Source organism: Aeromonas sp. 61P, from assembly GCF_051919545.1.
Lineage (GTDB): Bacteria > Pseudomonadota > Gammaproteobacteria > Enterobacterales > Aeromonadaceae > Aeromonas > Aeromonas veronii.
On sequence record NZ_JBQBEL010000001.1, the window covers coordinates 2542810 to 2567284 of the forward strand.

At 61.2% G+C, this 24475-nt stretch carries 28 protein-coding genes; 17 read left to right on the top strand and 11 right to left on the bottom strand.

Going from position 1 to position 24475, the window contains the following annotated elements:
* Positions 1-88: 88 nt before the first annotated feature.
* Entirely contained in the window at positions 89-1495 is a 1407-nt protein-coding gene (locus ACTG2O_RS12145) for a DNA cytosine methyltransferase (protein WP_043825659.1), read from the bottom strand.
* 118 nt (positions 1496-1613) lie between these two features.
* Here ACTG2O_RS12145 and ACTG2O_RS12150 point away from each other — a divergent pair, with 118 nt between their 5' ends.
* The 3 genes from ACTG2O_RS12150 to ACTG2O_RS12160 all read left to right on the top strand — a co-directional run bounded on the left by ACTG2O_RS12150 (position 1614) and on the right by ACTG2O_RS12160 (position 3261).
* Positions 1614-2108, top strand: a complete 495-nt coding sequence (locus ACTG2O_RS12150) for a very short patch repair endonuclease (protein WP_201902153.1) — start codon at positions 1614-1616, stop codon at positions 2106-2108.
* Positions 2109-2261: 153 nt separating this feature from the next.
* Entirely contained in the window at positions 2262-2729 is a 468-nt protein-coding gene (locus ACTG2O_RS12155; RefSeq protein WP_043825663.1) for a hypothetical protein, read from the top strand.
* A gap of 163 nt (positions 2730-2892) precedes the next feature.
* Positions 2893-3261: a VOC family protein gene (locus ACTG2O_RS12160; RefSeq protein ID WP_043825666.1), complete on the top strand. Its 369-nt coding sequence runs from the start codon at positions 2893-2895 to the stop codon at positions 3259-3261.
* A gap of 221 nt (positions 3262-3482) precedes the next feature.
* Here the strand turns inward: ACTG2O_RS12160 and ACTG2O_RS12165 are convergent, their stop codons facing one another.
* Entirely contained in the window at positions 3483-5063 is a 1581-nt protein-coding gene (locus ACTG2O_RS12165; protein WP_439975853.1) for an alpha/beta hydrolase, read from the bottom strand.
* A 344-nt stretch (positions 5064-5407) separates the two neighbouring features.
* Here ACTG2O_RS12165 and ACTG2O_RS12170 point away from each other — a divergent pair, with 344 nt between their 5' ends.
* Together ACTG2O_RS12170 and rluF are read left to right on the top strand one after the other, a co-directional pair.
* Complete coding sequence (locus ACTG2O_RS12170; RefSeq protein ID WP_421243873.1) at positions 5408-5530, top strand: hypothetical protein; 123 nt, start codon at positions 5408-5410, stop codon at positions 5528-5530.
* Positions 5520-6536 carry a 23S rRNA pseudouridine(2604) synthase RluF gene (gene rluF, locus ACTG2O_RS12175; RefSeq protein ID WP_101531503.1) on the top strand — a complete coding sequence of 339 codons (1017 nt, stop codon included), beginning with the start codon at positions 5520-5522 and terminating at the stop codon, positions 6534-6536. Before ACTG2O_RS12170 ends, rluF begins: the two co-directional genes overlap by 11 nt.
* A gap of 68 nt (positions 6537-6604) precedes the next feature.
* Here the strand turns inward: rluF and ACTG2O_RS12180 are convergent, their stop codons facing one another.
* Positions 6605-7879: an MFS transporter gene (locus ACTG2O_RS12180; RefSeq protein ID WP_439975855.1), complete on the bottom strand. Its 1275-nt coding sequence runs from the start codon at positions 7877-7879 to the stop codon at positions 6605-6607.
* Positions 7872-8402 carry a nucleoside deaminase gene (locus ACTG2O_RS12185; RefSeq protein ID WP_439975857.1) on the bottom strand — a complete coding sequence of 177 codons (531 nt, stop codon included), beginning with the start codon at positions 8400-8402 and terminating at the stop codon, positions 7872-7874. Before ACTG2O_RS12185 ends, ACTG2O_RS12180 begins: the two co-directional genes overlap by 8 nt.
* 109 nt (positions 8403-8511) lie before the next feature.
* On the opposite strand from ACTG2O_RS12185, the gene ACTG2O_RS12190 reads away from it, so the two are divergent.
* Positions 8512-9354, top strand: a complete 843-nt coding sequence (locus ACTG2O_RS12190) for a LysR family transcriptional regulator (RefSeq protein WP_439975859.1) — start codon at positions 8512-8514, stop codon at positions 9352-9354.
* 47 nt (positions 9355-9401) lie between these two features.
* Here the strand turns inward: ACTG2O_RS12190 and rsmS are convergent, their stop codons facing one another.
* On the bottom strand, positions 9402-9557 hold the full coding sequence (gene rsmS, locus ACTG2O_RS12195; RefSeq protein WP_005337582.1) for a pleiotropic regulatory protein RsmS: 156 nt from the start codon (positions 9555-9557) through the stop codon (positions 9402-9404).
* Between the two features lie 93 nt (positions 9558-9650).
* Positions 9651-10118: an acyl-CoA thioesterase gene (locus tag ACTG2O_RS12200; protein WP_041208541.1), complete on the bottom strand. Its 468-nt coding sequence runs from the start codon at positions 10116-10118 to the stop codon at positions 9651-9653.
* A gap of 138 nt (positions 10119-10256) precedes the next feature.
* On the opposite strand from ACTG2O_RS12200, the gene ACTG2O_RS12205 reads away from it, so the two are divergent.
* Both ACTG2O_RS12205 and ACTG2O_RS12210 read left to right on the top strand, forming a co-directional pair.
* Positions 10257-10895 (top strand): tellurite resistance TerB family protein, encoded by a 639-nt coding sequence (locus tag ACTG2O_RS12205; RefSeq protein ID WP_374511007.1) that lies wholly within the window; start codon positions 10257-10259, stop codon positions 10893-10895.
* Between the two features lie 153 nt (positions 10896-11048).
* Positions 11049-11507, top strand: coding sequence for an N-acetyltransferase family protein (locus tag ACTG2O_RS12210; RefSeq protein WP_439975860.1), 459 nt, complete (start codon positions 11049-11051; stop codon positions 11505-11507).
* A gap of 93 nt (positions 11508-11600) precedes the next feature.
* Here the strand turns inward: ACTG2O_RS12210 and ACTG2O_RS12215 are convergent, their stop codons facing one another.
* Positions 11601-13016 carry a PLP-dependent aminotransferase family protein gene (locus ACTG2O_RS12215; RefSeq protein WP_439975862.1) on the bottom strand — a complete coding sequence of 472 codons (1416 nt, stop codon included), beginning with the start codon at positions 13014-13016 and terminating at the stop codon, positions 11601-11603.
* Positions 13017-13138: 122 nt separating this feature from the next.
* Between ACTG2O_RS12215 and ACTG2O_RS12220 the strand changes: the two genes are divergently transcribed.
* From ACTG2O_RS12220 to ACTG2O_RS12255, 8 genes are all read left to right on the top strand, one after another.
* Positions 13139-14710, top strand: a complete 1572-nt coding sequence (locus ACTG2O_RS12220; RefSeq protein WP_439975863.1) for a cytochrome ubiquinol oxidase subunit I — start codon at positions 13139-13141, stop codon at positions 14708-14710.
* Positions 14710-15849, top strand: coding sequence for a cytochrome d ubiquinol oxidase subunit II (cydB, locus tag ACTG2O_RS12225; RefSeq protein ID WP_139462118.1), 1140 nt, complete (start codon positions 14710-14712; stop codon positions 15847-15849). Before ACTG2O_RS12220 ends, cydB begins: the two co-directional genes overlap by 1 nt.
* 16 nt (positions 15850-15865) lie before the next feature.
* Positions 15866-15976: a cytochrome bd-I oxidase subunit CydX gene (gene cydX / locus ACTG2O_RS12230; protein WP_005337572.1), complete on the top strand. Its 111-nt coding sequence runs from the start codon at positions 15866-15868 to the stop codon at positions 15974-15976.
* A 106-nt stretch (positions 15977-16082) separates the two neighbouring features.
* Entirely contained in the window at positions 16083-17042 is a 960-nt protein-coding gene (locus tag ACTG2O_RS12235) for an MBL fold metallo-hydrolase (protein WP_439975865.1), read from the top strand.
* The gene (locus tag ACTG2O_RS12240) at positions 17035-17370 is read left to right on the top strand and encodes a hypothetical protein (protein WP_439975867.1); all 336 of its coding nucleotides are present in this window, start codon (positions 17035-17037) and stop codon (positions 17368-17370) included. Before ACTG2O_RS12235 ends, ACTG2O_RS12240 begins: the two co-directional genes overlap by 8 nt.
* Positions 17358-18215 carry a DUF692 domain-containing protein gene (locus ACTG2O_RS12245; RefSeq protein WP_439975869.1) on the top strand — a complete coding sequence of 286 codons (858 nt, stop codon included), beginning with the start codon at positions 17358-17360 and terminating at the stop codon, positions 18213-18215. Before ACTG2O_RS12240 ends, ACTG2O_RS12245 begins: the two co-directional genes overlap by 13 nt.
* Positions 18208-19002, top strand: a complete 795-nt coding sequence (locus ACTG2O_RS12250; RefSeq protein ID WP_421288116.1) for an HvfC/BufC family peptide modification chaperone — start codon at positions 18208-18210, stop codon at positions 19000-19002. The genes ACTG2O_RS12245 and ACTG2O_RS12250 overlap by 8 nt, the downstream gene beginning before the upstream one ends.
* Positions 18999-19607: an HvfX family Cu-binding RiPP maturation protein gene (locus ACTG2O_RS12255; RefSeq protein ID WP_005337566.1), complete on the top strand. Its 609-nt coding sequence runs from the start codon at positions 18999-19001 to the stop codon at positions 19605-19607. Before ACTG2O_RS12250 ends, ACTG2O_RS12255 begins: the two co-directional genes overlap by 4 nt.
* A gap of 113 nt (positions 19608-19720) precedes the next feature.
* Here ACTG2O_RS12255 and ACTG2O_RS12260 read toward each other — a convergent pair whose 3' ends face one another.
* Both ACTG2O_RS12260 and ACTG2O_RS12265 read right to left on the bottom strand, forming a co-directional pair.
* A complete protein-coding gene (locus tag ACTG2O_RS12260) occupies positions 19721-20392 on the bottom strand; it encodes an NAD(P)H-dependent oxidoreductase (protein ID WP_257690489.1) in 672 nt (223 codons plus the stop codon).
* 143 nt (positions 20393-20535) lie between these two features.
* Complete coding sequence (locus ACTG2O_RS12265; RefSeq protein WP_439975871.1) at positions 20536-21714, bottom strand: MFS transporter; 1179 nt, start codon at positions 21712-21714, stop codon at positions 20536-20538.
* A gap of 354 nt (positions 21715-22068) precedes the next feature.
* On the opposite strand from ACTG2O_RS12265, the gene ACTG2O_RS12270 reads away from it, so the two are divergent.
* Positions 22069-23076: an HAD family hydrolase gene (locus ACTG2O_RS12270; RefSeq protein WP_439975873.1), complete on the top strand. Its 1008-nt coding sequence runs from the start codon at positions 22069-22071 to the stop codon at positions 23074-23076.
* 161 nt (positions 23077-23237) lie between these two features.
* Here the strand turns inward: ACTG2O_RS12270 and dkgB are convergent, their stop codons facing one another.
* A complete protein-coding gene (dkgB, locus tag ACTG2O_RS12275) occupies positions 23238-24041 on the bottom strand; it encodes a 2,5-didehydrogluconate reductase DkgB (protein ID WP_019446775.1) in 804 nt (267 codons plus the stop codon).
* 65 nt (positions 24042-24106) lie between these two features.
* A complete protein-coding gene (locus ACTG2O_RS12280; RefSeq protein ID WP_019446774.1) occupies positions 24107-24403 on the bottom strand; it encodes a putative quinol monooxygenase in 297 nt (98 codons plus the stop codon).
* Positions 24404-24475 lie beyond the last annotated feature (72 nt).

Genomic DNA, 24475 nt, shown 5'->3' on the forward strand with positions numbered 1-24475 from the left:
CGTTTATATTTTTCAACTACACGTTGGAGAATGCATTTTAAGCTGATTACTATAAAGGCCTGTATATAATACAGGCCCTGATAGCATTTTATTTCTTTGACTTCAAAATATATGGCTTCATCAGTTTAGCAACGGCGGCAAATACCGGGACTACGACAGAGTTGCCAAATTGACGATAGGCTTGGGTATCTGAAACGGGGATTTTGAATTTGTATTCACCCGGTTGTTCAAATCCCATCAGTCTTGCACACTCTCTGGGTGTCAAACGGCGTGGTCGGTTCTGCTGGTTTTTCTCATTATTGAAGTCGGTCTCTGCCAAGGCCATATCCCAACCACGATCAATCAGAATTTCAGAGCCATCTTTGTGATAACGAGCTGACAAAGTTCTGGCGACTGTTGCAGGGTTTTTGGGGTCAACAAGACCATAGCCAAAGCCATTTCCTTTCGCTTGGTGCTTTTTCGCATATTGATATAGATAAGACCACAGCTTGGGAGTCAAAATATATTTTGAGTCAAGCTTTTCAACTGGTTCAAGCAGGTCAGCGAAAGTAATTCTGTTTTCAGGAAATAATGTGGCGACATCTTTTAGCGTGAAACCTTCATGCAGGTTCAGATCTTTTCTGAAACCGACAAGTACAATACGTTCCCGGTGCTGAGGGATGAAATGTTTGCCATCTATAATTTTGGGATCATTCGCACCATTAACATCCAAGTCGGAGACCCAATAACCTAACTCTGTCAATGCTTCCTTGATTACCCGGAATGTATTTCCTTTGTCATGGCTCTTCAGATTTTTTACATTTTCAAGCACAAAGGCTGTTGGCCTTTTGGCATCAATGATACGTGCCACATCAAAGAACAAGGTTCCTTGAGCTTCGCACTCAAATCCATGGGCGCGCCCAAGTGAGTTCTTTTTGGATACACCTGCCAATGAGAATGGTTGGCACGGGAAACCGGCAAGCAGTACATCGTGATCCGGAATTTCTTTATCTATGTGGGCATAGACAAAATCACGATCGTCATTGTCCGGCATGGTGATTTCACGGATGTCGGAATTGAATTTGTGCGCAGTTTCGTCACAGTACCAGTTGGCTTTGTAAGTTCTGACAGCCTGTTCGTTCCATTCACTGGTAAAGACACATTGCCCACCAATATCCTCAAAACCTTTCCGAATGCCACCAATACCCGCAAACAGGTCAATAAATTTGAAATCGTAATGGCCATGATGCTTGGGGGGCGAAGGGATGAGACTTTTCAGCATCTCTGTTTCGAGATGAGTCAGCGGCTTTTGTTCGATCTTGCCATTAAGCCAGCGGTTCAGGGATTCACGAGTCCAGTCGGCATCGCCCAATGCACGTAGCTTTTCAGCAATTTGCTTTTGGTCGTAGATTTCGAGGACTTTTTCCATCAGATGGCGATCTTCAGCTTGGCGTTTGCTGGAGAATGCCTGATCTTCTTCAGGTGTGTTGTGTGCAGAGGAGGTTGAATATGTCATATCAAAATCTGGGCGTGTTGCAGTTGCGCGGAATCTTATCACTCATTTAACCCAGAGAGAACGCCCGAGGCTGTAAAAAAACACAGTATCTATCATTCGCCTTCAAACGAGTATCTGTATGCCTGACATAGTGAGTGCAGAGACCAGAAGCCGGTTGATGGCCGGGATTAAGAATGCCAATACCAAGCCGGAGATACAGATTCGTCAGCTGCTGCATCATGCCGGATTTCGTTACCGTTTGCACAATTCAGCCTTGCCGGGCAAGCCGGATCTCTGGCTGGCGCGCTACCGTGCGGTGATCGAGGTGAATGGTTGTTTCTGGCATGGTCATGATTGTCATCTCTTCAAGCTGCCATCGAGCAGAACCGACTTCTGGCAAGCCAAGATCGCCAGCAATCGTGCGCGTGATGCCCGTCATCTGGCCGAGCTGGACCAACTGGGTATCCGCCGTCTGATCATCTGGGAGTGTGCCCTGAAAGGGCGTCTGCGCCATGATCCGGAACGACTGCTTCTGGTTATCAGCTGGTGGCTGACCAGCGGCATCAGTCATGGCGAGATTGCCGGTGGCCGTGAATTGCAGATTGCGATGGATCATTCCCGTCCATATAACTGACTGGATAGCACTCTCGGCCCAGCTTCCACCGCGTGTGAAAAGTAATTATTTTTTGTTGCCAAATCAGTAAGCTGTTGTCGCCTGTTACTCGTTTGAAAATCGCCCTGGTTTTCGGTAATAAAGCCCGGCTGTGACAACCACAGGGAGGTGGTGATGGATCCGGTTTCCTATCTTTTTTCGGCTTATCTCAATCTGGTACAGCAGCAGGTTGCGGATATCTATGGCACCGAGGCCAAGACGCTGGTGGTGCAGTATGAGGGGGAGTCGGTCCCGTTCTCTTTTCAGCTGTGGCAGATCCAGCAGCCGAGCGTTTGTCGTCCCTACGAGCAGGATGTACGGCGTTTTAGCCAGTGCACGGTCAAGGCGTCCGCCCTGTTTCACAAGCTGTGTGATGACTTGACCCGGCAGGATGACAGCAGTTGGCAACTGCCCAAATTTCGCACCATGTACTGCTCGGCTGCCATCAGTTATCGGCCGATGATTGCAGAGATTGGGGATGCCAAGCAGAGTCCGGCCAAGCTGGCAGAGCGGGCCTGCAATCAGGCGATTCTGGCGGCAATGGACAGTGACGATGAAGCCCTGCTGGCCCAGCGGGACAAAGCGTGCGCAGCGGTGCAGTAACGCGAATTTATTTGACCAGATCATTTGCGCTCGCTTTGCGCGTCACGGCACACATGGGCTTCCCCTTGCCGGGTATGATGGGGTTGCCCGCCGTGGCGACGACAGTCGGATGCTTGCGGGCATATGTCGGTCACATCAGCCAGATCACCACCAGGAGGTAACCATGATCAGCCATATCGACCATCTGGTATTGACGGTCAGTGATATCGAACGGGCCGTGGAATTTTACAGTTCGGTGCTCAATATGGAGGCCATCACCTTCGGTGCGGGGCGCCGGGCGGTAGGGTTTGGCAACCAGAAGATCAATCTGCAACTGCTGGGGCAGGAGCCGCGCAATCGGGCGCAGGTGGGGTCGGGAGATGTCTGCCTTATCACCCGCTGGCCGCTGGAGCAGGTGATGGCCCAGCTGGCCTGCCACGGGGTGGAGATTGTCGAGGGGCCTGTGACCAAAAGTGGCGCCTGCGGGCCGATAGAATCCATCTACTTCCTCGACCCTGACCAGAACCTGATAGAAGTGAGCATCTATCCCTGACAGGGTTGGCGCGGCGCCTGACGGTGCAACACCTATCAGAATCACTCTACTTCCTCGACCCGGATCAGAATCTGATAGAAGTGAGCATCTATCCCTGAGCCCACCAAGCCATCAGTTCCATCGCCATCATCAATAGAAAGGGGCCGTCAATTGACGGCCCCTTTCTTGTATCGCTATCGCGCCAAGCAAGTTGGCCGCTTGGCCGATGTGGCAGAAACGCCCTAGAAAGGCGCGCTGCTCTCGTCGCTCTCCTGTAAAAACTGCTCCACTTCTGCCTGATAGGCCGCATCAGGTTGACCGCTGCTGGCAGGGGTTACGGCTGCAGACCGAGCCACGGGAGGGGCGGTGAGGGTCTCCATTACCCGCTGCTGCAGATAGGGGTAGAAGGGGTTGGAGGAGGTGCGGGTGAGGGCGCCGGGGTTGACGATCAGCACTCCGCGCTCGCCACGCAGGGCCAGACCGCCGAGATTGATGCCATATTGCTCCCGCTGCTCCGGGCGCGCTGCCATGCCATAGAGGGGGTCGTCCATCGGGAAGGGGAGCGCCACGTGGGAGAGGGAGTAGATCTCCTTGGGGTAATCGATACCCAGCGGGCGGACCTGCTCAGGCTGGTCGGTGGTGGCCAGCGTTCTGGCCTGGGTTGCGGGGGAGGTTGGCTCGACATTGCCCACCACGGTGAGGCGATAGTGCCCGGGGGCGTTTGGCAGCAAGCGGTGCAGCGCCAGCTCGGAGGCCGAGCTCATCAGCGGGCCAAACAGGGTACTGCGGTTGATATCAAACAGCACCAGTTCGCTGCCGTTGGCCGGCAGATAGTGATAGAGATCGGCAATGATGGAGCGGGTGCTGACGGTGTAGTCCATCACCGACTGGAAGGTGAGGGCGGGGGGAAACGCCGCCAGCTCGCCACTGGCGGCCAGCTGGCGCACCTGCTGCTGGATGGCGTGGGTCAGGCGGTAGGACTGGCGCGCGCCGTTGACCGGAAACGAGTTGTACTTGAACGGGTTGAACTCCGGCATGGTGTCGAGCCAGGCGGCGTTGGCAAAGGCGGGCAGCAGAGCAGGCACGGCCTTGAGCCCGGCGAAGCGGGCAAAGCGGGTCACCCCGATCATCGGGGAGATAAGTACCAGCCGATCCGGTTTTGCCAGTGCGCCGCTCGGGTCGGCCAGTGCATCGAGCGCATATTTCACCGCCAGCGCGCCGCCGTTGGAAAAGCCCACCAGATGCAGCGGCCGCTTGCCCGGCGCCAGCAATCTGGCCTCCCGCACCGCCAGTCGGGTGGCGGCCAGCCAGGTCTCCCAATCCACATCCACGAGGCCAGCGGGCACGGTGCCGTGGCCGGGGATCCGCAGCCCCAGCGCGATAAATCCCTGCTGCTGATAGCGTCTGGCCAGATGGCGCAGGCTGTAGGGGGAGTCGGTCAGGCCGTGCAGCAGCACCGCCACCCCTTTGACTTCCCCCTCGGGGCGCAGCAGGTAGGAGCGGTTCCAGTTCTGCTGAAAGCGGGCGGGATTGATGGGGGCGTCCTGATAGTAGCGATTGCTGGCCAGTTGCTGCTCCGGCGGTGTTTTGGCGACTACCTCGGTGGCCACCAGCTCGAACAGCTCTGCTTCGCGGGCCAGATAGGCTTGCCAGTCGCTGCTGTCGAGCTCATCGGCACTGAGTTCGGGAGGCACCACTGTGTGCCACAGCTGCAGCGGCGCTGCCTGCCAGGCGAAGTAGGCGATCACCGCCCATGCGGTCAGCAACAGCAGCAACAGGGTCAGCAGAGCACGGCGAACAAGGCGGCGAGTGTGAGCCAGCATGGTGCAATCCTTGGCGATAGGGGGGATCCGCGTCTGGGCGGGCAAGTTTGGCGCAGCACATTGGGCGTAGCCAACCGGCTTAAAGCCTAATAGAAACAAGGTGATATGTATAGTTGATGGCGTTCGTCCGCGCTGGCTGTGGGCGCCTGACCCTGCAGCTTACATCAGGCTGGCCGTTCGAAGGCTGCATCGCGGGCTATCTGGCGGCGTGAACTTATCCGCGGATGCCCGCTTGGGTGCTGCGAACTTGCAACTATCTGCCCCTGAAAGAGGGCAATTATGCTACTGTAGCGGCGTTTTTTGATGGATAAGCTGGCATTGGCCTTTTTTGAAGATGGAATGGTATGCAGAACTTTGACGTAGTGAATTGGCTGATGCAGCAAACAGCCTCCCCGGCACAGCCGGAACAGGCGATGGCACAACCGGGCGCGACCCAGATCCTGTGGCAGGTGACCCATGCTGGCTAACGAATCCATGCGCCTGAACAAATACATCAGCGAGAGCGGCATCTGCTCGCGCCGCGAGGCCGACCGCTTTATCGAGCAGGGCCACGTCTTTATCAACGGCAAGCGGGCCGGGATCGGTGATCAGGTGCAGGTTGGCGATCTGGTCAAGGTGAACGGTCAGGTGATCGAGCCGCGCGAGGCGGACAGTCTGGTGCTGATCGCCCTCAACAAGCCGGTGGGCATTGTCAGTACCACAGAGGCGGGCGAGAAGGACAACATCGTCGATTTCGTCAACCACAGCACCCGGGTCTTCCCCATCGGGCGTCTCGACAAGGATTCGCAGGGTCTGATCTTCCTTACCAACCACGGCGATCTGGTCAACAAGATCCTGCGGGCGGGTAACGATCACGAGAAAGAGTATCTGGTGACCGTCGACAAGCCGGTGACCGACGAGTTTGTGCGCGGCATGGCGGCCGGGGTGCCGATCCTCGGTACTGTGACCAAGAAGTGCAAGGTGAAGAAAGAGGCTCCGTTCGTCTTTCGCATCACCCTGGTGCAGGGGCTTAACCGCCAGATCCGCCGCATGTGCGAGTACTTCGGTTTTGAAGTGACCAAGCTGGAGCGCATTCGCATCATGAACGTCAGCCTCAAGGGACTGCCGGTGGGCGAGTGGCGCGATCTGACCGACGACGAGCTGATCGATCTGTTCAAGCTGATTGAGGACTCCTCCTCCGAGGTGAAACCGGCCAAAGGCGACAAACCCAAGGCGGCCAAGGCCCCTGCGGTGCCAAGCGCCAAACCGGGGCAGGGCAAGAGGCCGCGCCGCGATGACGATCACGAGATTGGCGGGCGTCCCAATGTGCCGGGCCCGGAAGCTTTCGAGAAGAAGCTGCCGGTGGGCAAGGGTGGCGCGGGCAAAGGTGCTGCCAACAAGGGCGGCGCTGGCAAAGGGGCTCCCAAGGGAGGCAAACCGGCCGCTGGCAAGCCGCGCACCGCTAACACCGGACGGCAGAAGAAGGGGCGCTGAGTTGCTCCCCTGAGTGGCGTCAGCCTCGTCTTGTTATCCCCAACACTGCTATCCCCAACACACCGGCCTCAGGCCGGTGTGTTGCTTTGGGTCGCAGCGCTGGCCGGGAGGGGCGCCGAAAGGGTTGGCTCGCTGGTGGTCGGTAACCCCATGACGCGGGGATAGTGGCGTGGGTCGAGGCGCACTACCAGCAGGCTCATCAGCAGCAATCCTCCCAGTTGCCACTGCCAGGCGGCGGCGAAGTCACCGAACAGGTGATAGAGGCGGGCAGCCACCCAGGGGCCGGTGGCCGCCAGCATAAAGCCGAAGCCCTGCATCAGGGCGCTCAGGGTGCCCGCGCGGCGCGGGTCGGGCAGGTGATCGAGCGCAATCACCATGATCAGCGAAAAGCTGCCGCCAAGACCGGCGCCGCACAGCATGCACCAGAGGATCGGGGCACTGGCTGGCGCCAGCCAGAGGCCGCCAAATCCCGCCAGCTGCATGGCAATCGCCAGCCCCATCCATGGCCGCCGATCCAGACTGCGGGCGGCCAGCAGCGGCAAGCCGAGGCCGCTGGCAGTCTGCGCCAGTGCCAACCAGGCGACCAGCTCGCCAGCCTGCGCAGCGTTCCACCCATTCGCCATATAGGCGGGGGCCAGCCAGGCCACTACGATGCCGTAGCCGCTATTGATGATGCCAAAGCAGACGATCAGCAACCAGCTGCGGGGCAGGGTGATCAGCCGCTGCTCGCCATGAGGAATAGCGACTGCCGCGGTGCTTGGCAGACGCACTTTCCACCCCAGCCAAACGAGGGCCAGCAGCAGCGGCAGGCTCCAGAGTGCCAGAGCCCGCGACCAGTCGAGGCTCGCTGCCAGCCGTGGCGTCAGGCTGGCGCCGAGCGCGCCGCCCCCCATCATGCAGGCAGAGAAGATCCCCATCACTTGCGGCACCTTGCGGGCAAAGTGCTGCTTGATAAGGGCGGGCAGCACTCCCTGCACCAGCGCCGAACCCAGGCCACAGAGGGCGGCAGTGGTGATCAGCAGGGCGCCGCTCTGGGCATTAAAACGCAGGGCACTGCCCGCCGTGAGCAGCAGCAGGGCCAGCCCCAGCAGGGTGGTAGCACTGGCAAGGCTGCGCAGGCGCGGGGTGAGCAGCACGCCAATCCCGATCAGCCAGAGCGGCAACAGGGTAAGCCAGGCGAGGGTATCCATCCCCAGCGACAGGGAGCGGCCAATCTCGCTGCTCAGCGGGCCGATGGCGGTAAGAAAGGGGCGCAGATTAAGGCCAATCAGGATCACCAGCACCAGCAGGGCAAACTGCTGGCGGCGCCCCTCTGCCGGGCGTTCGCTTGTCCCCTTACTCATGATCAGGCGCTGCTTGTGTGGTTTGTTGTAACTGGGAGCCGTAGAGATCTGCCGCCGTCAGGGTGACGGCCAGCTTGACCAGTGGCAGAGGGGGCGGCGCCAGCGGCAGCCCCAGCCTTTGATAGGCGGCAGTGCTGTCAAAGCCGAACGGGGCCGCATCGGCGTTATCAAAGGCGTAATAGACGGCGGCGATGCCGTTCATCACCAGCGCGCCGAGGCACATGGGGCAGGGGTGACCACTGGCGTAAACGGTGGCGCCCGCGAGCGGCCCGCTCTGGCTTGCTTTGCGCAGCGCCTCCAGTTCGGCGTGACGGGTCGGATCCCCATCCAGATGGATGCCGTTGACCGCGCTCGCCACCAGCTGGCCATCGCGCACCAGCAGGGCGGCGAAGGGGCGGCCACCCTGCCGGTGATTTGCTCTGGCCAGCTGCACCGCCTGCTCCAGCCAGCACTGATGAATCGGGAGGGTGGTTGATGAGGGGATCGGGCGGGCGTTGGCAGAGGCAACAAGGGGCGCAGACATGATGAAAAACCCTGATTTGACTAAACAAATGCCAGCCTAGCGGCGAAACAAGCCATTTGGAAATTAAATGATAAAATGAGTTTCAGTGGTTTTGTAAATGGAGTACCCCATGCTGGATCCCCTGTTACTGCGCAGTTTTGTCGCCATTATCGACACCGGCAGCTTTACCCGCGCCGGTGAACGGGTCCATCTGACCCAATCCACCATCAGCCAGCAGATCCGCCGCCTTGAGCAGCAGCTCGGCTGCCCGCTGCTCGATCGTGCTGGCCGTCAGGTGGTTGCGACGGCGGAGGGGGAAAAATTGCTGGGGCTAGCCCGCCGCATTCTGGCGCTGCTGGCACAGGCCGAGGAGCAGGTGAGCGAGGGGAGCATATCGCTCAGCCTCGGGGTGCCGGAGGATTTCGCCGCCGGTGCCATCACCCCTGTGCTGGCCGCTTTTGCCCGCGACTACCCCGAGGTACGGTTGGAGGTGCAAAGTGGCCTGAGCCACGAGATCTGGCAGCGCTTCGAGGCGGGGGAGCTGGATCTGGCGCTGGTCAAGCAGACTCGCGGGCAGGGTTCGCCCCTCGCCAGCTGGCGTGAGCCGCTGGTGTGGGTCGAAAGTCGCGACTGGCCCGCACGGGAACGGGATCCGCTGCCGCTGGTGGTATTCCCGAGCGAAGGGCTCTATCGGCGGCAGATGACCGAGGCGCTCGATGGTCTAGGGAGGCGTTGGCGTATCGCCTATGTCAGCGCCAGCCTCGCCAGTTTGCAGGGGGCGGTGAACGCGGGGATCGGGGTGAGCTTGCTACCCAAACGGCTGATGCCCGCCGATCAGCTGGCCCTGACCCAGTGGCCCAAGGTGGCGCCGGTGGAGCTGGCCCTCCATGCCGGGAGAAGCGGGGGCGAGCCGCTCACCCGCCTGAGTTCGGCCCTGATCGCCCTGTGCGACGAGGTGATGGGGCCGCAGTAACTTGTGGTATGGGGAAAACTGAGGTCGGAAAGATAAAACGGGGGGGATCAGTGATCCTTCCCCTCCGCCAGCTTGCGCTCGTAGTCATTTTTTACGATGGCCAGCGCCGCCAGCACCAGCTCGGGGGCCAGCTCATTGGTTTCCAGCAGTTCAATCAGATCCACCGCGAGTTTTACCTCGGGCGGGGCAGTTTCCAGTGACATGGGCAGGGTTCCGGTTGCGGGAAAAGGGGGATTATACAGGGGCGCCGCCGTTGGCCGAAAGCGCCCGTTCTGTCGGGCTGTGAGGCATCAGGGTCAGAGGTGCTGGCGCATCTCCTTGTCGATCTCCTCGCGCAGGGCGATGAGCTTTTTGGCGTACTGCTGCAACTGCAGATCGCTCTCGCTCAGCGGCTGCCACTGGGGCACCGGGGTCGGTTTGCCCTGCTCATCCATCGCCACGAAGATGATGATGCAGTGGGTGGTCTTGTGGCGCTCGGTCTCGGTGGGGTGGCGGCTGTAGACATCCACCGCCAGATGCATGCTGGTGGTGCCGGTGTGGATCACCTGAGCGTGCACCTCCACCAGCTGGCCAATCTGGATGGGGCGCAAAAAGCGGATCCCCCCCACATAGACGGTCACCGCATAGCCGCCGCACCAGCCAGCGGCGCAGGCATAGCCCGCCTGATCGATCCACTTCATCACCATGCCGCCGTGGACCTTGCCGCCGAAATTGACGTCGGAGGGTTCGGCCAGAAATTGCAGGGTCAGTTCGCGATTGGGCACAGTCACATCCTTATTGCCTGAAGAGTTTCCCTGAGCTTTGCCCCATCGGCCTGCCCGGTCAAGGGTTCATCCCCGATTCAGGGGGGCGGGGTCACTATCTTGCTCTATCGACGGGAACATAGCCGCAGGAGTGACACCATGAAACAGATGCTGGAACAGTTGCTGGGGGCTGGCAAAGGCTGGCTCAACGAAGGCGGAGAGAAGCGCAAGGGGCAGATGCAGGGGGCGCTGGCCGGTGGTGCGCTCGGTCTGCTGCTGGGCAACAAGAAGATGCGCAAATATGGCGGCAAGGCCGCTGCCGTGGGCGGCGCCGCAGCCCTTGGCGGGCTGGCCTACAAGCTCTATCAGGATTGGCAAGCCCAGCAGGCGGCGCCCGCCCAGCCGACCCATCCCGTCAGCACTCTGGCAGGCAATGCGCTGGATGCCCGCTCGGCTCTCTTGGTGCGTGCCATGGTGGCGGCAGCCCGGGCCGATGGCCATATCGACGGCGCCGAGCGCCAGAAGATTCAGGAGTACCTGACCGAACAGGGCCAGAGCGATGCCGCCCGCTGGATTGACGCCGAACTGGCCCGCCCCCTCGATCCCCACGCGCTGGCGCGGGAAGTGACCGATATGGAGCTGGCCACCGAGGTCTATCTTGCCTCCCTGCTTGCCATCGAGGTGGATCACTTTATGGAACGCGGTTATCTCGACGAGCTGGCACGCGCCCTCAAGCTCGATGACAACCTCAAGGGCAGCATCGAGCGGCAGGTGGCCCAGCTTAACGCCCCCGCCTGATACCCTCACCGCCATGGATTGCCGATAACGCCCCGCTCAAGGGGCGTTGTTGTTTCTGCTGCCTGAAAAAAGATGCGGATGAGCCTATTTGGATTGCGGGGCACAGCCCCTAAGATGGCGCAGGACCATCACCTTTTTTGCAAGGAGCAACCGTTGGAGATACGCAAGGCAACCGCACTGGATATAGACGCCATTGTCGAGCTGAACCGGCAGATAGGAGAGGTCCACCATCAGCACTATCCCGAAGTGTTCAGCCCCCCTTCACCAGAGGAACGGGGGTTCTTATTGAGTGCCATCGGCGCGGAAGGGCGTCTATTCTGCGTTGCCGAGCAGGATGGCAGGGTGGTGGGCTTTTTGACGGCGCGGATAGACATAAATGAGAGCGTGCCGTTTCTCACCCGTGCGCCGATTTGCCGCATCGGCTCGGTGGTGGTGGATGAGCAGCACCGCTCCCGCGGGATTGGCAAGGCGCTGATCGCCCATTGCGATGAGTGGGCCAAGGCCCGTGATGCTCACCAAATCCGGCTGGAGGTGATGGCCTTCAACGAGCGCGCCAAAGCCCTCTACGAGGCGCTGGGTTTCAAGGTGCAGTCGCAGATCATGGCCAGATAACCAGTTTCTGATTGCGAGCCAAGGCGCGTCACTCCTCAACCCAAAAGGCCCGTTACGGGCCTTTGTTCGTTTCGTCAGCGGCTCTTTGCCACGTTACTTTTCACCGAGTTGTGCGGCAATCAGCGCGGCCAGTCGGGTGAGGGCCTGCTCCAGCTGTTCGCTCCAGGGATGGGAGCTGTTGAGGCGCAGGCAGTGGTTGTGTTGTCCCTGACTGGAGAAGAGCGCGCCGGGGGCCACTGAAAAACCGCTGCCCAGAGCCTTGGCGTGCAGGGCTCTGCTGTCGAAATGGGCAGGCAGCGCCAGCCAGAGGAAGTAGCCGCCATCGGGGGAGGAGATCCGCACCTCGTCCGGAAGCAAGCGCTGCAGGGCCGCCCGCATCTGCTGCTGGCGCTGGGCCAGGGTGTGGCGCAGGCGGCGAAAGTGGGCATCGACCCCGCCCTGGCGCAGCATCTCGGCCAGAGCAAGCTGGCTCGGTACATTGGTGGAGAGGGTGGACATCAGTTGCAGCCGTTGCACCCGCTCGGCATGGGGCCCCGCCACCACCCAGCCGACCCGAAAGCCCGGCGCCAGGCATTTGGAAAATGAGCTGCAGAGCAGGCTGTCGCCACGCTGATCCCAGTGCTTGATGGGTTTGGGGCGCTCGCGGCCGAAGTAGACCTCGGCATAGACGTCATCCTCCACCAGCGGCACCCCATGGCTGTTGAGCAGCGCCATCAGCTGCGCTTTGTGACTATCTGGCATGGTGTGTCCCAGCGGGTGCTGCACATTGCCCATCAGCCAGCACGCCTTGACCGGAATGCGGGTGAGGGCGTCGGCCAGCAGGTCGAGATCGATGCCCACCCCCGGAATAACCGGGATCTCCACCGCCTTGAGTTTCAGCCGCTCGATGGCCTGCAGGGCGCCATAGAAGGTGGGGGATTCCACCACCACCCAGTCACCGGGCTCGGTCAGCACCTGCAGGCTGAGGGAGAGCGCCTCCATGGCGCCGGTGGTGATGATGATCTCCTGCGGATTGACCGCCACCCCGTCACTGGCGTAGCGCTGGGCGATGGCGCGGCGCAGCGCTTCGTTGCCGGGGGGCAGGTCGGCCACCGTGCTGAAGGGATCGAGCTTGCGCATGCAGCTGGCCAGCGCCCGCCCGAGCTGGGGATGGGGGAACAGGGTCGGGTCTGCTACCGACATGCCAAGGGGCACCAGATCCCGCGATTTGCTCGCCTGCAACACCTCGAACACCAGATCGTTGATATCCACCGAGCCGCTGTAGTGGGTCTGGCTCGGGGTGTGCTGCACGACCTGTGGTGAGGCGGCTTTGACGTAGTAGCCGGACTGGGGGCGGGCGAGGATCCGCCCCTGACTTTCGAGCAGTTGATAGGCCTGCAACACCGTCATGGGGCTGAGCCCGTGGGTCTTGCAGCTCTGGCGAATGGAGGGGATGCGCTCCCCCGGTTGCCAGATGCCATCGTTGATCTGGCTTTGCAGGCGGTCGGCCAACTGCTGGTAAAGGGACATGATCTGGATCAACTGTTATAGGTGTAATTCAATATAACTGCATCTGTTATAGGTGTCATGCTCCGTGATGTACTTGTCACGCACGAAACGTGCAAGGCAAATACAACAAAAGAGAGTGACGCATGATCAATCCGGATGACGTGGTCAGCCTGTCTCGCCTGCAATTTGGCGCCACGGCCCTGTTCCACTTCCTGTTTGTGCCCCTCACGCTGGGGCTGTCCTGGATCCTGGTGATCGCCGAGTCGGCTTATGTGATGACCGGCAAGGTGATCTATCAGGACATCACCCGCTTCTGGGGCAAACTGTTTGGCATCAACTTCGTCATGGGGGTCACCACGGGGATCACCATGGAGTTTCAGTTCGGCACCAACTGGGCTTACTACTCCCACTATGTGGGGGACATCTTCGGTACCCCGCTGGCCATCGAGGGGCTGATGGCCTTCTTCCTCGAATCGACCCTGGTGGGGCTCTTCTTCTTCGGCTGGGACAAGCTCTCCCGTGGCAAGCACCTGCTGGTGACCATGCTGGTGGCGCTCGGCTCCAACCTCTCGGCGCTCTGGATCCTGATCGGCAACGGCTGGATGCAAAACCCGGTGGGAGCCGAGTTCAACCTGCTGACCCAGCGCATGGAGCTGGTGGATATCGCCGCCGTGCTCTTTAACCCGGTGGCGCAGGTGAAGTTCGTTCACACCGTCGCGGCGGGCTATGTGGCGGCCTCCATGTTCGTGATGGGGGTGAGCAGCTGGTATCTGCTGCGCAAAACCGAGGTGCAGTTTGCCCTGCGCTCCTTCGCCATCGCCTCCGGCTTCGGGTTGGCTGCCATCCTCTCGGTCATTGTGCTCGGGGATGAGTCGGGCTATCGCACCGGCGAGGTGCAGAAGGTCAAGCTCGCCGCCATCGAGGCGGAGTGGGAGACCGAGTCAGCGCCAGCCTCCTTTACCCTGTTCGGCTTCCCGGATCAGCAGGCGGAAACCACCCACGCCGCCATCAAGATCCCGTATCTGATGGGGATCATCGCCACCCGCTCCATCGACGAGGCGGTGACCGGCCTCAAGGATATCAAGGTGCAGAACGAGGCGCGCATCCGCAGCGGCATGGTGGCAGCCGAGGCCCTCGAGCAGATCCGGCAGGGTGATGACAGCCCGGACAACCGCGCCCGCTTCGAGCAGCACGGCAAGGATCTTGGCTACGGCATGCTGCTCACCCCCTATGCCAGCAATATTGCCAAGGCCGGTGAGGCGGAGATTGCCAAAGCGGTCGATGACTCCATCCCGCCAGTGGCGCCGCTGTTCTGGGGCTTTCGAGTGATGGTGGGGCTTGGCGTCACCATGCTGGGGCTGATGGTGGTGAGCTTTGTTCAGCTCTGCCGCAACAGGCTGCAAGATTCGCCACGGCTGCTCAAGACCCTGCTCTGGAGCATTCCGCTGCCCTGGATTGCCATCGAGGCGGGCTGGCTGGTGGCCGAACTCGGCCGTCAACCCTGGACCATCAGCGACGTGCTGCCGGTCTCAGCCTCGGTCTCTTTGCTTCAGCCGGGCCAACTCTGGTTCAGTCTCATCGCCATCTGTTCCATCTACACCCTGTTGCTGGTGGTGGAGCTGTTCCTGTTGCGCCATGTGATCCGCAAGGGGCCCGCCATTCTCCATACCGGCCGCTACAGCGGTGAACAACCCGAACTTGCGAGGATCGCCTGATGGATTACGCAACCCTGAAACTCATCTGGTGGGCGCTGGTGCTCTTCATGATGGTCGGTTTTATCGTGATGGATGGCTTCGATCTCGGCATCGCTATGCTGCTGCCGGTGGTGTCGAAAGATGACGACGACCGCCGTCTGGTGATCAACAGCGTGGGGCCGGTGTGGGAGGGCAATCAGGTGTGGCTGATCGCCGGCGCCGGTGCCCTGTTCGCCGCCTGGCCGCTGGTCTATGCCGCAGCTTTCTCGGGGCTTTACATCCCCATGGTGGTGCTGCTGCTCGGGCTATTTTTGCGTCCGGTCGGCTTTGACTATCGCAGCAAGCTGGCCGATCCGGTGTGGCGCCGTTGGTGGGATCGGGCACTGGTGGCCGGTGGCCTGATACCGGCGCTCATCCTCGGTGCGGCTATCGGTCTGGTGATGGAGGGGCTGCCGTTTCGCTTCGACACGGCGCTGCGTCTGCACTATGGCGCGTTCGACTTCCACTGGGGCTGGCTGCTCTCGGTGCTGGCAACTGCCATCAGCCTGTTGCTGCTGCACGGCGCCGGTTTTCTGCAAGCCAAGGTGACTGGCACCCCAGCGCTGCGCGCACGGGGCATCGCCATCCTGCTGGCCCCGCTGGTGAGCCTCTGCTACCTGCTGGCCGGCTGGCATCTGGTGGATCTGCAAGGATTTCAGCTGACCGGTGTGGGCACACAACCCTTTGACCCGAATGCTGCCATCAGCCCGCTGATGAAGGGGGTGATCCCCCACGCCGGAGGCTGGCTGCGTAACTACTTTGACTATCCGCTGCTGTGGCTGGTGCCGATCATCGGGGCGCTGGCGCCGCTGGTGAGCGGGATTGCCTCCTGGCTGGAGCGGGGCCGGATTGCGCTGCTGGCCAGCGCCATCGCCTGCGCCGCCATGCTCTGCTCGGTGGCCATCGCCCTGTTCCCCTTTGTGCTGCCCTCATCCCTCGATGCGGTCAGCAGCCTGACCCTGTGGGACAGCACCTCCAGCTACAAGACCCTGGCCATCATGTTCGGCCTCGTGCTGGTGCTGATGCCGGTCAACCTGGGCTACACCGGCTGGGTCTATCGGGTGGTGCGCGGCAAGCTCGACCGTGCCCGCATCAAGCGCGACAGCCATCAACTCTACTGACCTCAAGGGATCTGCTATGTGGTACTTCACCTGGATTTTGGGCCTCGGATTCGCCCTGCTGCTGGGCCTGTGCAACCTGCTCTGGCTGGAAGCGCGCTGGCAGGCGGACGAAAGGGACGGCAACTGACGGCGGGGGCTGGCGCTTCACTCGTCGCCATCGGCCCCTCTCTCCCCCTCTTTAAACGACACAAACGACACACTTTCAACCGACAACCAACCGACAGGTAATTGTGATGAAACAGAGATTGAAAGCGCTGGCGCTGGCCATCGGGTGCGCGCTCACCGTCGCCCCGGCCTGTGCCGAACCGGTACAACTGACGCCACTGGATAAAACCTTCACCCTGCAGGTGCTCGGCAGTGGTGGCCCCATCTCCGACGATCTGCGCGCCTCCTCCAGCGAGGTGATCTGGTGGAAGGGGAAATCCCGCATCCTGATCGATGCCGGTGGCGGCGTCTACCTGCGCTTCGGCCAGGCGGGGGCCAAGCTCGAAGAGGTCGATTTTATCGGCATCACCCACTTTCACACCGACCATGTGACCGACCTGCCCGCCCTGCTCAAGGGAGCCTACTTCTTCGAGCGCAGCGATCCGCTGGATCTGGCGGGGCCAGAGGCCGGCTCGGCCTTCCCCAGCATGAGCGGCTTCTTTGATGCCCTCTTCAACAAAGACAAGGGCGCTTATGCCTACCTGAGCGGTTTCAAGGATGGCACCGATGGCCTCTTCCCCATCACCTTGCACGATGTGCCCTACCAGAGCCCGCAGCCTCACACCGTCTATCAGCAGGATGGGCTGACCATCACGGCGCTCGGCATCCCTCACGGTGACGTGCCCTGTCTGGCCTATCGCATTGAGAGCGCCGAGGGGACCATCGTTATCTCGGCGGATCAGAACGGCAGCAACCCGGCCTTTGTGCCGTTTGCCAAGGGGGCCGACATTCTGGTGATGCCGCTCGCCATTCACGAAGGGGCCGACCCTGTCTCCGCCTCGCTCCATGCCAAGCCATCTGTGGTGGCCAAGATTGCCGCCGAGGTGAACCCCAAGCTGCTGGTGCTCAACCACTGGATGGGGGTTGGCCTCAATCACAAGAAAGAGGCGATGGCCATCGTCAAACAGCAGTTCCACGGCCAGATCGTGGCTGCCCGCGATCTCTCCAGCTACCCCGTTTTATCCGTCAAGGAGTCCGCTCATGAGTAACTCAAGTAGCAACAAAACCACCGGCAAACTGACCCTCTCCATCGCCATGACCAGCCTGATTGCCCTGACTCCGGGGCTGGCGCTGGCGGCCACCCCGAGCGATGCGCCGGTGAAAGCTGCCCCCAGCGAACAGCACGGCGGCAAGTGTGCGGCGGGCAAGTGCGGCACCGAGAAGCGCTTTGAAAAGCAAGCCCTCGACAGCGATCCGCAAGGCCGACTGGTGCGCGCCCGCGATGGCAAGTGCGGCGTGGCGGGCGAGGGGATTGATGACGACAGATCCGGTTCCAACAACGGCAGCAAGATGACGGAGGGGGTATGCGGCCAATAAGCTCCCGCAGTCGGGGGATCGGGCTGCGGCAGGAGCATCTGGATGCGCTCTGCTCCGGCCCCGTCCGCCCCGGCATCGACTTTCTCGAGCTGGCGCCGGAGAACTGGATGGCCATTGGCGGCGCCAGGCGCGAGCAGCTGCATCAGCTGGCCGAGCGTTACCCGCTGGTGGCCCACGGCCTCAGCCTCTCCCTCGGCGATTGTCAGCCCCTCAACCGCACCCTGCTCGGCCAGATCCGCACCTTTCTGGATGAGTTCGACATCGGGATCTACAGCGAGCACCTGAGCTTTTCCCGCGACCAGCAGGGCTATCTCTATGAGCTCTTACCGGTGCCGCGCCAGTGGGAGAACATCCCCTATCTGGCCGAGCGGATCGCGCAGGTGCAGGAGGCGCTGGCCCGCCCGCTGGTGCTGGAAAATATCTCCTACTACCACGGCTATGACCACGAGATGCCGGAGGAGGATTTTCTCGCCGAGCTGGTGGCGCGCAGCGGCTGCGAGCTGCTGCTCGATATCAACAACGTCTTTGTGAACAGCCGCAACCACGGTTACTGCCCCAAGCGGATGATCGCCGGGCTGCCGGGCAGTGCGATCCGCTATTTCCATATCGCAGGTCATCTGGAAGAGGCGGATGGCACTTTATTGGATACCCACGGCAAACCGGTGTGCGAGGCGGTGGTGGCGCTGGCCCGTTATACGGTGCAGACCCATGGCCTGCGCCCCCTGCTGCTGGAGCGGGATCACCATCTACCACCGCTGGCAGAGCTGGAGGCCGAGCTGGCGCGGGTGCACGGCGCCTGTTGCGAGGCGATCGACCATCAGGTGCGGGAGGTGCGCTATGGATAGACGGTTATCTCTGATCAGCGCGCCCAAAACGGCGCCGCAGCGGATGCAGCAGCAGACAGCCTGGCTGGCGAGCCGGGTGCGGCTGCCGCAGGATGGCATCGCCAGCCACTATGCCCGCAGCGTGCGAGCCAATGTGGAGTCGGTGCTGGAGAGCGCTTTTCCGCTCACCCACGCTCACTGGGCGCCGGTGGACAGAGGGCTGCTGGTGGAGGGCTTTGTTATCCAGCACGGCGCCGAGGCCCCCGAGTTTCACCATATCGCCACCGAGTTTGTCCGCTATGTGCAGCATCGCCACGGCGAGGGCTCTCTCAACTGGCCCAGGCAGCGGCTGGCACTGCTGGAGTACGAGTGGGCCTGCCTCTGTGTCGAGATTGATGAAGGGGTGGTGCCGCAAGTGTTGCCGTGGAATGAGGTAACGGCGGAGAGTTCGTTTGTGCTCAATCCAACCCTGCAACTGCTTGAGCTCCCCTTTGCCATTCGTCGCAGCGGCGTGGTGCCGACCCGGCAGGGCAACCACTTCTATGGCCTGTTTCGCAGCCCGGAGCATCAGGTGGTGACCCAGCGCTTGCGTGAATGGGATGTGGCCCTGATCCAGTTGCTGCAACAGCAACCGGGGATCACCCAAGCCTCGTTCCAGCAGCAGGTGCAACAGGTTCGCAGCGACTTTGATCTGAGCGAGTGGGCTCGCCATTTTCACCGGCTGGGTCTGCTGACCTTGTCCGTTGGCGAGCGCCAGCCCGGCGCCCCCTTGCACCCATTTAGCAAACACCAAGGAGAATTCCCATGAACAACACCCTGATCCAGTGGTACGAGCGGGCGGTGGCCCAGTGCAAGCGGCTCGATTTTCTGGCCCTGCTGGCCATTCGCCTCTATCTCATTCCGGTCATCTATGTGGGGGCCCACTCCAAGGTGATGGGCTTTGCCGGCACGGTCGCCTGGTTTGGTGCCCCGGTCTCGGAAGGGGGGCTCAACTTGCCGTTCCCGACCCTGCTCGCCTTTCTGGCGGCGGGCACCGAGGTACTGGGCTGCATCTGCATCGCCCTTGGCCTCTTTACCCGTATCATGGCCATTCCCACCATCTTCCTGATGAGCGTGGCGAGCGCCATGGTGCACTGGAAGCACGGCTGGGACGCCATCGCCACCGGCAGCATGGAGGCCACTGTGCGCCTCAACGGCTTTATCGAGTGGCTGGCCGCCAACTTCCCCGGTCGCTACAACTACATCACCGAGCTCGGGGATCCCGTGATGCTCAACAACGGGATGGAGTTTGCCGCTACCTACTTCGTGATGCTGCTGGTGCTGCTGGTTTACGGCGGGGGCCGCTACGTCAGCCTCGACTACTGGCTCAAGCGTGCCGTGACCGGCAAAGCAGGCGTGCAACAGGCGGCATAAGACCGCCAACGGATAACAAAAACCATAACGACAGAGCGTGAAAAACAGCGAGCGGCCGGGGGCCGCTCGCTGTTTTTGTGCTGTGTGGGGGGGAGTGTCAGCTGCGTCAGCCGTTACTGGTAGCGGCCGACCGCGATGGGGGACTCCAGCTCAATCTGGCCAAGGCGCTCGACCCACTGGGCGAGCCAGGCTTCCCGCTCTTCTTGCGAGACCCGCACCGGGGCATAACAGATATGGGGGCGCAGCACGTCAAAGCCGACAAATTGCAGGATCCCGCGCTGGATGGGGCGCAGCACCCCGTCGATATCGCCGTTGAAGCCATCGGGCAGATAGGTCTCGGCAGGGCCGCCGGTGGTGAGGCTCAGCAGCGCCCGCTTGCCGCGAAACTTGCCGCTCTCGTAGATATGGCCCTGACCGTAGACCCGCCCCATGGCAAAGACCCGATCCACCCACCCCTTGAGGATGGCGGGCAGGCCGAACCACCAGAGCGGAAACTGGAAGATCAGCAGATCGGCCGCCTCCAGCTTTTGCATCTCCTGCTCCAACTGCGGGGCAAAGCTGTCCTGCTCGGTGGCAGCCAGCTCTTCGAGTTGCAGCTTGAGAAAATCGGGATCGCTGGCGGCAGTGAAGTTGCGCCGATCCGAGACGGGATCAAATCCCATGGCATAGAGATCGCTGGTCATCACAGTGTGGCCCGCCTGCTCCAGCGCCCTGATGGCGTGGCAGAAGAGGGCACCGTTGAAACTTTTGGGTTCGGGATGGGCATAGACGATAAGCACCTTCATAACAGACTCCGTGGCAAACGATGCGAGGATGACAGGCTTGGTTACTGAAACAGTTGAGGGCTTGAGGCTGTGTCACAGCATAGAAGCCTGCCGCGCCGATTGCAGCAGGCGCCACGCCCTTGCGTGACGCCTGCTGGCGCAGCTTATGCCTGACAGGCGGCGAGCCGGAGGGCTTCGCGTCGCTCGCTGACATGGGTCAGCCCGTAGGCCAGCAGTACGATAAGGGCGCCGATCCAGGGGGTGTGCATCAGGCCGAGGTGCTCTACCACAAAACCACCGACCACAGATCCCAGCGCAATGCCGACGTTGAAGGCGGCAATATTGAGGCCCGATGCCACATCCACCGCCTTGGGGGTGTGCAGCTCGGCCTGCTTCACCACCAGTACCTGCAGACCCGGCACGTTGCCGAAGGCAAAGGCGCCCCACACCAGCACGGTGAGCACGGCCAGCACCGGATGGGGGGCGGTGAAGGTGAGGGCCAGCAGCACCAGCGCCAGACCGGCAAACAGCAGCTTCAGCGCCGGCAATGGACCCATCTTGTCGGCCAGCTTGCCACCCCAGATATTGCCGACGGCAACCGAGACCCCGTACACCAGCAGGATCAGGCTCACCGCACCGGCGCTAAAGCCGCTCACCTGCTGCAGGATGGGGGCGAGGAAGGTAAAAGCCGTGAAGGCGCCGCCATAACCAAAGGCGGTTTTGGCGTAGACCAGCAGCAGTGGCTTTTTGGTCAGTACCGAGAGTTGCTCGCGGATGGTCGAGGCTGCTCCCTTGGGAAGGTTGCTCGGGATCAGCAGCAGGCTACCCACCATGGCGATGAGGCCGAGCAGGCTTACCACCAGAAAGGTTTCACGCCAGCCAAAGACCTGACCAATCCAGGTGCCGAGCGGTACGCCGGTCACCAGCGCCACGGTAAGGCCGCTGAACATGATGGCGATGGCGCTCGCCGCCTTCTCTTTGGCCACAAGACCCGTGGCGATGGTGCTGCCCACCGAGAAGAAGACCCCGTGCGCCAATCCGGTCAGGATGCGGGCCACAATCAGGCTCTCGTAACCGGGGGCCTGCCAGGCCAGCAGGTTGCCGGCGGTAAAGAGTGCCATCAGCCCTACCAGCAGCCACTTGCGCGGCACCTTGCCGGTGAGCGCCGTGAGCACGGGGGCACCGATGGCTACCCCAAGGGCGTAGAGGCTGACCAACAGGCCCGCCGAGGGAAGCGAGACACTGAGCTGCTCGGCAATGGTGGGGATAAGCCCCACGATCACAAATTCGGTGGTGCCGATCGCAAAGGCACTCAGGGTAAGGGCAAATAACGCCAGTGGCATAACAACTCCTTGGTTAGGGACTCCCGACGGGAGAATGGCGCCAGTATGCCGATGGGTTTTGTTGGCAAAAATGACGGTGACAGCAAATTACTTTTGCCAAATCAGCAGCAATGGCGATGAGTGGGAGGGGGTTGTGTTGCCCGCGGCGTGAGCGCAACGCAGTGATCTGCCTCGCAAAACGGGATGAACGCTGCTCCTTTTCTGAGCTTGCTTAAGCTCCAGTACAAGCTGGCCGCCATAGGATTTTCCCTGTGAAACCCGAGTGTGTTGAACCCATGTGCGCCGGTGTTGTGATGGCCGTGCGCTTTCATCTACAGGCAATAGACAGGCAATATCCAGCTGACAGGTAACATGATGACATTGAATCGACTCTCCTCTCTTTTGCTGCTGTGCGGCGCCTTTGCGGTACAGGCTGGCCAGAGCGATCCCCTCTCTGCCTGGAATGACACGGCAGCCAAGCAGGCGATCACCCGCTGGGTAACCAATGCCACCGATCAGCAGCAGGCCACTTTTATTCCGCCAGAGAAGCGCAATGTGGTGTTTGACAATGACGGCACCCTCTGGCCTGAAGCGCCCATGACCTATCAGCTGCAGTTTGCGATGGACGAGATCAAGCGCCTGGCGCCGGAACACCCGGAGTGGAAGGCCGACCCCATCGTCGCGGCAGTGCTGAACAACGACCTCAAGGCCGTGGCCAAATCGGGGGAGAAGGGGCTCGCCAAGCTGGTGGGACTGACCCACAGCGGCATGACCACCACCGAGTTTGCCGAGCGGGTCACTCGCTGGGTCAACAGCAGCAAGGATCCCCGTTTTGGCTGCCACTACGATCAGCTCGGTTACCTGCCGATGAAGCAGCTGCTGGGGTATCTGCGGGATAATGGCTTCCAGACCTGGATTGTCTCCGGCGGCGGCGTCGATTTTATGCGGGTGATGTCCGAGCAGATGTATGGCATCCCTCCCCAGCAGGTGATTGGCTCCTTTACCCTCGGCGAGTTTGCCCTGACCGGGGAGGGCAGCGAGATCCGCAAGACAATGAACAGCGCCTATTTCGATGACAGCAAGGCGAAACCGGCCGCCATTCACCTCTTTATGGGGCAGCGTCCGGTCGGCGCCTTTGGTAACAGCGATGGTGACGTGCCCATGCTGCAATACACCTCGACCAACCCGGATTACCAGACTTTTGGTTTGTTGGTGCACCATACCGATGCCAAGCGCGAATACGCCTACGACAGCCATCCGCCAGCCAGCGGCAAGCTGATCGACGGGCTGGCACAGGCAAAAGCGCGGGGCTGGGTGGTGGTCGATATGAAATCAGACTGGAATCAGGTATTCGATCCCGCCCTTTGCCAGAACGCGCCCTGATTGCGGGGCTGCATCTGGCATCAATGTGGCGGCTGGACGTTCAGCAAGCGCTGCAAAGCGTGAGGCAAGAAAAGAGACAGGGAGAGCATGATGCTCTCCCTGTTTTATCTGGCTTGCTGGCGAGCCAGCCTTTCTTTCGCGTTAGTCTCACGCCTTTCGCGTCAGTCCCATGCAGGGGCAAAGTCGGGATTGGCGCAGCGCTCGCCCCTATCCAGCGTGGCGATGGCGGCCATCTCCTCGCTGCTCAAGGTGATATCGAGAGCGGCCAGATTGGCGGCCTGATTCTCCCGTTTGGTGGAGCTCGGGATCACTGCCATGTCCTGCGCCAGCAGCCAGGCCAGCGACACCTGCGCCGCCGATACCCCGTGGCGTTTGCCAATCTCCATTAGCAGCGGCTCGCTCAGCACCTTGCCATAGGCGAGCGGCATATAGGCGGTGACGGCGATACCCTGGGCTTTGCAGAACTCGACCACCTTGCGGTTTTGCAGCAAGGGATGAACTTCGATTTGCTGGTGAGCGATGGCCCCAGGCCCCAAAATCTCGATAGCCTGTTTGAGCTGGGCCACGGTGAAGTTGGAGACCCCGATCTCCCGGGTCAGGCCCCGGGCCTTGGCCTCTGCCAGCTGCTCCAGATAGACTGCCATCGGCACCTCATCCTTGGGGGAGGGCCAGTGGATCAGCGCCAGATCCAGATAGTCGGTGCCCAGTTTTTCGAGGCTCACCTCAAGGCTCGGGATCAGCTTGCCCGGGCCAAACTCGCTGGTCCACACCTTGGTGGTCAGGTAGATCTCGTGGCGGGCAACAGTACTGCGGGTCAGCACGGCGCCGACCTCGGCTTCGTTGTCATAGATCTGGGCGGTATCGATATGGCGATAGCCCAGCTCCAGACCGTTGGTCAGGGTGGCAAGCAGCGGCTCGCCCTTCAGGCGGAAGGTGCCCAGACCCATGGGTGGCATATTGATCATCTTGTTCCTCAATGGGGTGGTGGTTGGCCCTTGATGGGCTAAGTGGAAAGTGGCACAGGGGCCAGTCAGGCGCCCAGCGGCTGATAGCGGCGAATGGTGCTGCTGGCAAACCAGGGCTCGGCCTTGGCGACAAATTCGGTAAAGTGGGGCTGACCCTGATGGGCGGTGAGGGCAGCTTCGCTCTCCCATACCTCGTAGAGCATCCAACTGTGGGGATTGTCCAAGTCCTGATGCAGCTGATAGCGCTGGCAGCCCGCCTCTTGCAAGGTGGCCGCAATCAGCGGCTCAAGGGCGGCGCGAAACTGGGGGGCGAATTCGGGTTTGGCTTCAAGTTGGGCAATCACAATCACGGGTGATGACATCTGAACCTCCTTGGCAAAAACGAAGGGTCAGTATGCCTGCCGTGACGTGCTGGAAACAGGGCGCTGGTCGCA

Bases quoted from the DNA above. Each gene is read 5' to 3' on its own strand.
- ACTG2O_RS12145 (WP_043825659.1), bottom strand. From the start codon at position 1,495: ATGACATATTCAACCTCCTCTGCACACAACACACCTGAAGAAGATCAG.
- ACTG2O_RS12150 (WP_201902153.1), top strand. From the start codon at position 1,614: ATGCCTGACATAGTGAGTGCAGAGACCAGAAGCCGGTTGATGGCCGGG.
- ACTG2O_RS12155 (WP_043825663.1), top strand. From the start codon at position 2,262: ATGGATCCGGTTTCCTATCTTTTTTCGGCTTATCTCAATCTGGTACAG.
- ACTG2O_RS12160 (WP_043825666.1), top strand. From the start codon at position 2,893: ATGATCAGCCATATCGACCATCTGGTATTGACGGTCAGTGATATCGAA.
- ACTG2O_RS12165 (WP_439975853.1), bottom strand. From the start codon at position 5,063: ATGCTGGCTCACACTCGCCGCCTTGTTCGCCGTGCTCTGCTGACCCTG.
- ACTG2O_RS12170 (WP_421243873.1), top strand. From the start codon at position 5,408: ATGCAGAACTTTGACGTAGTGAATTGGCTGATGCAGCAAACAGCCTCC.
- rluF (WP_101531503.1), top strand. From the start codon at position 5,520: ATGCTGGCTAACGAATCCATGCGCCTGAACAAATACATCAGCGAGAGC.
- ACTG2O_RS12180 (WP_439975855.1), bottom strand. From the start codon at position 7,879: ATGAGTAAGGGGACAAGCGAACGCCCGGCAGAGGGGCGCCGCCAGCAG.
- ACTG2O_RS12185 (WP_439975857.1), bottom strand. From the start codon at position 8,402: ATGTCTGCGCCCCTTGTTGCCTCTGCCAACGCCCGCCCGATCCCCTCA.
- ACTG2O_RS12190 (WP_439975859.1), top strand. From the start codon at position 8,512: ATGCTGGATCCCCTGTTACTGCGCAGTTTTGTCGCCATTATCGACACC.
- rsmS (WP_005337582.1), bottom strand. From the start codon at position 9,557: ATGTCACTGGAAACTGCCCCGCCCGAGGTAAAACTCGCGGTGGATCTG.
- ACTG2O_RS12205 (WP_374511007.1), top strand. From the start codon at position 10,257: ATGAAACAGATGCTGGAACAGTTGCTGGGGGCTGGCAAAGGCTGGCTC.
- ACTG2O_RS12215 (WP_439975862.1), bottom strand. From the start codon at position 13,016: ATGTCCCTTTACCAGCAGTTGGCCGACCGCCTGCAAAGCCAGATCAAC.
- ACTG2O_RS12220 (WP_439975863.1), top strand. From the start codon at position 13,139: ATGATCAATCCGGATGACGTGGTCAGCCTGTCTCGCCTGCAATTTGGC.
- cydB (WP_139462118.1), top strand. From the start codon at position 14,710: ATGGATTACGCAACCCTGAAACTCATCTGGTGGGCGCTGGTGCTCTTC.
- cydX (WP_005337572.1), top strand. From the start codon at position 15,866: ATGTGGTACTTCACCTGGATTTTGGGCCTCGGATTCGCCCTGCTGCTG.
- ACTG2O_RS12235 (WP_439975865.1), top strand. From the start codon at position 16,083: ATGAAACAGAGATTGAAAGCGCTGGCGCTGGCCATCGGGTGCGCGCTC.
- ACTG2O_RS12240 (WP_439975867.1), top strand. From the start codon at position 17,035: ATGAGTAACTCAAGTAGCAACAAAACCACCGGCAAACTGACCCTCTCC.
- ACTG2O_RS12245 (WP_439975869.1), top strand. From the start codon at position 17,358: ATGCGGCCAATAAGCTCCCGCAGTCGGGGGATCGGGCTGCGGCAGGAG.
- ACTG2O_RS12250 (WP_421288116.1), top strand. From the start codon at position 18,208: ATGGATAGACGGTTATCTCTGATCAGCGCGCCCAAAACGGCGCCGCAG.
- ACTG2O_RS12255 (WP_005337566.1), top strand. From the start codon at position 18,999: ATGAACAACACCCTGATCCAGTGGTACGAGCGGGCGGTGGCCCAGTGC.
- ACTG2O_RS12260 (WP_257690489.1), bottom strand. From the start codon at position 20,392: ATGAAGGTGCTTATCGTCTATGCCCATCCCGAACCCAAAAGTTTCAAC.
- ACTG2O_RS12265 (WP_439975871.1), bottom strand. From the start codon at position 21,714: ATGCCACTGGCGTTATTTGCCCTTACCCTGAGTGCCTTTGCGATCGGC.
- ACTG2O_RS12270 (WP_439975873.1), top strand. From the start codon at position 22,069: ATGACATTGAATCGACTCTCCTCTCTTTTGCTGCTGTGCGGCGCCTTT.
- dkgB (WP_019446775.1), bottom strand. From the start codon at position 24,041: ATGATCAATATGCCACCCATGGGTCTGGGCACCTTCCGCCTGAAGGGC.
- ACTG2O_RS12280 (WP_019446774.1), bottom strand. From the start codon at position 24,403: ATGTCATCACCCGTGATTGTGATTGCCCAACTTGAAGCCAAACCCGAA.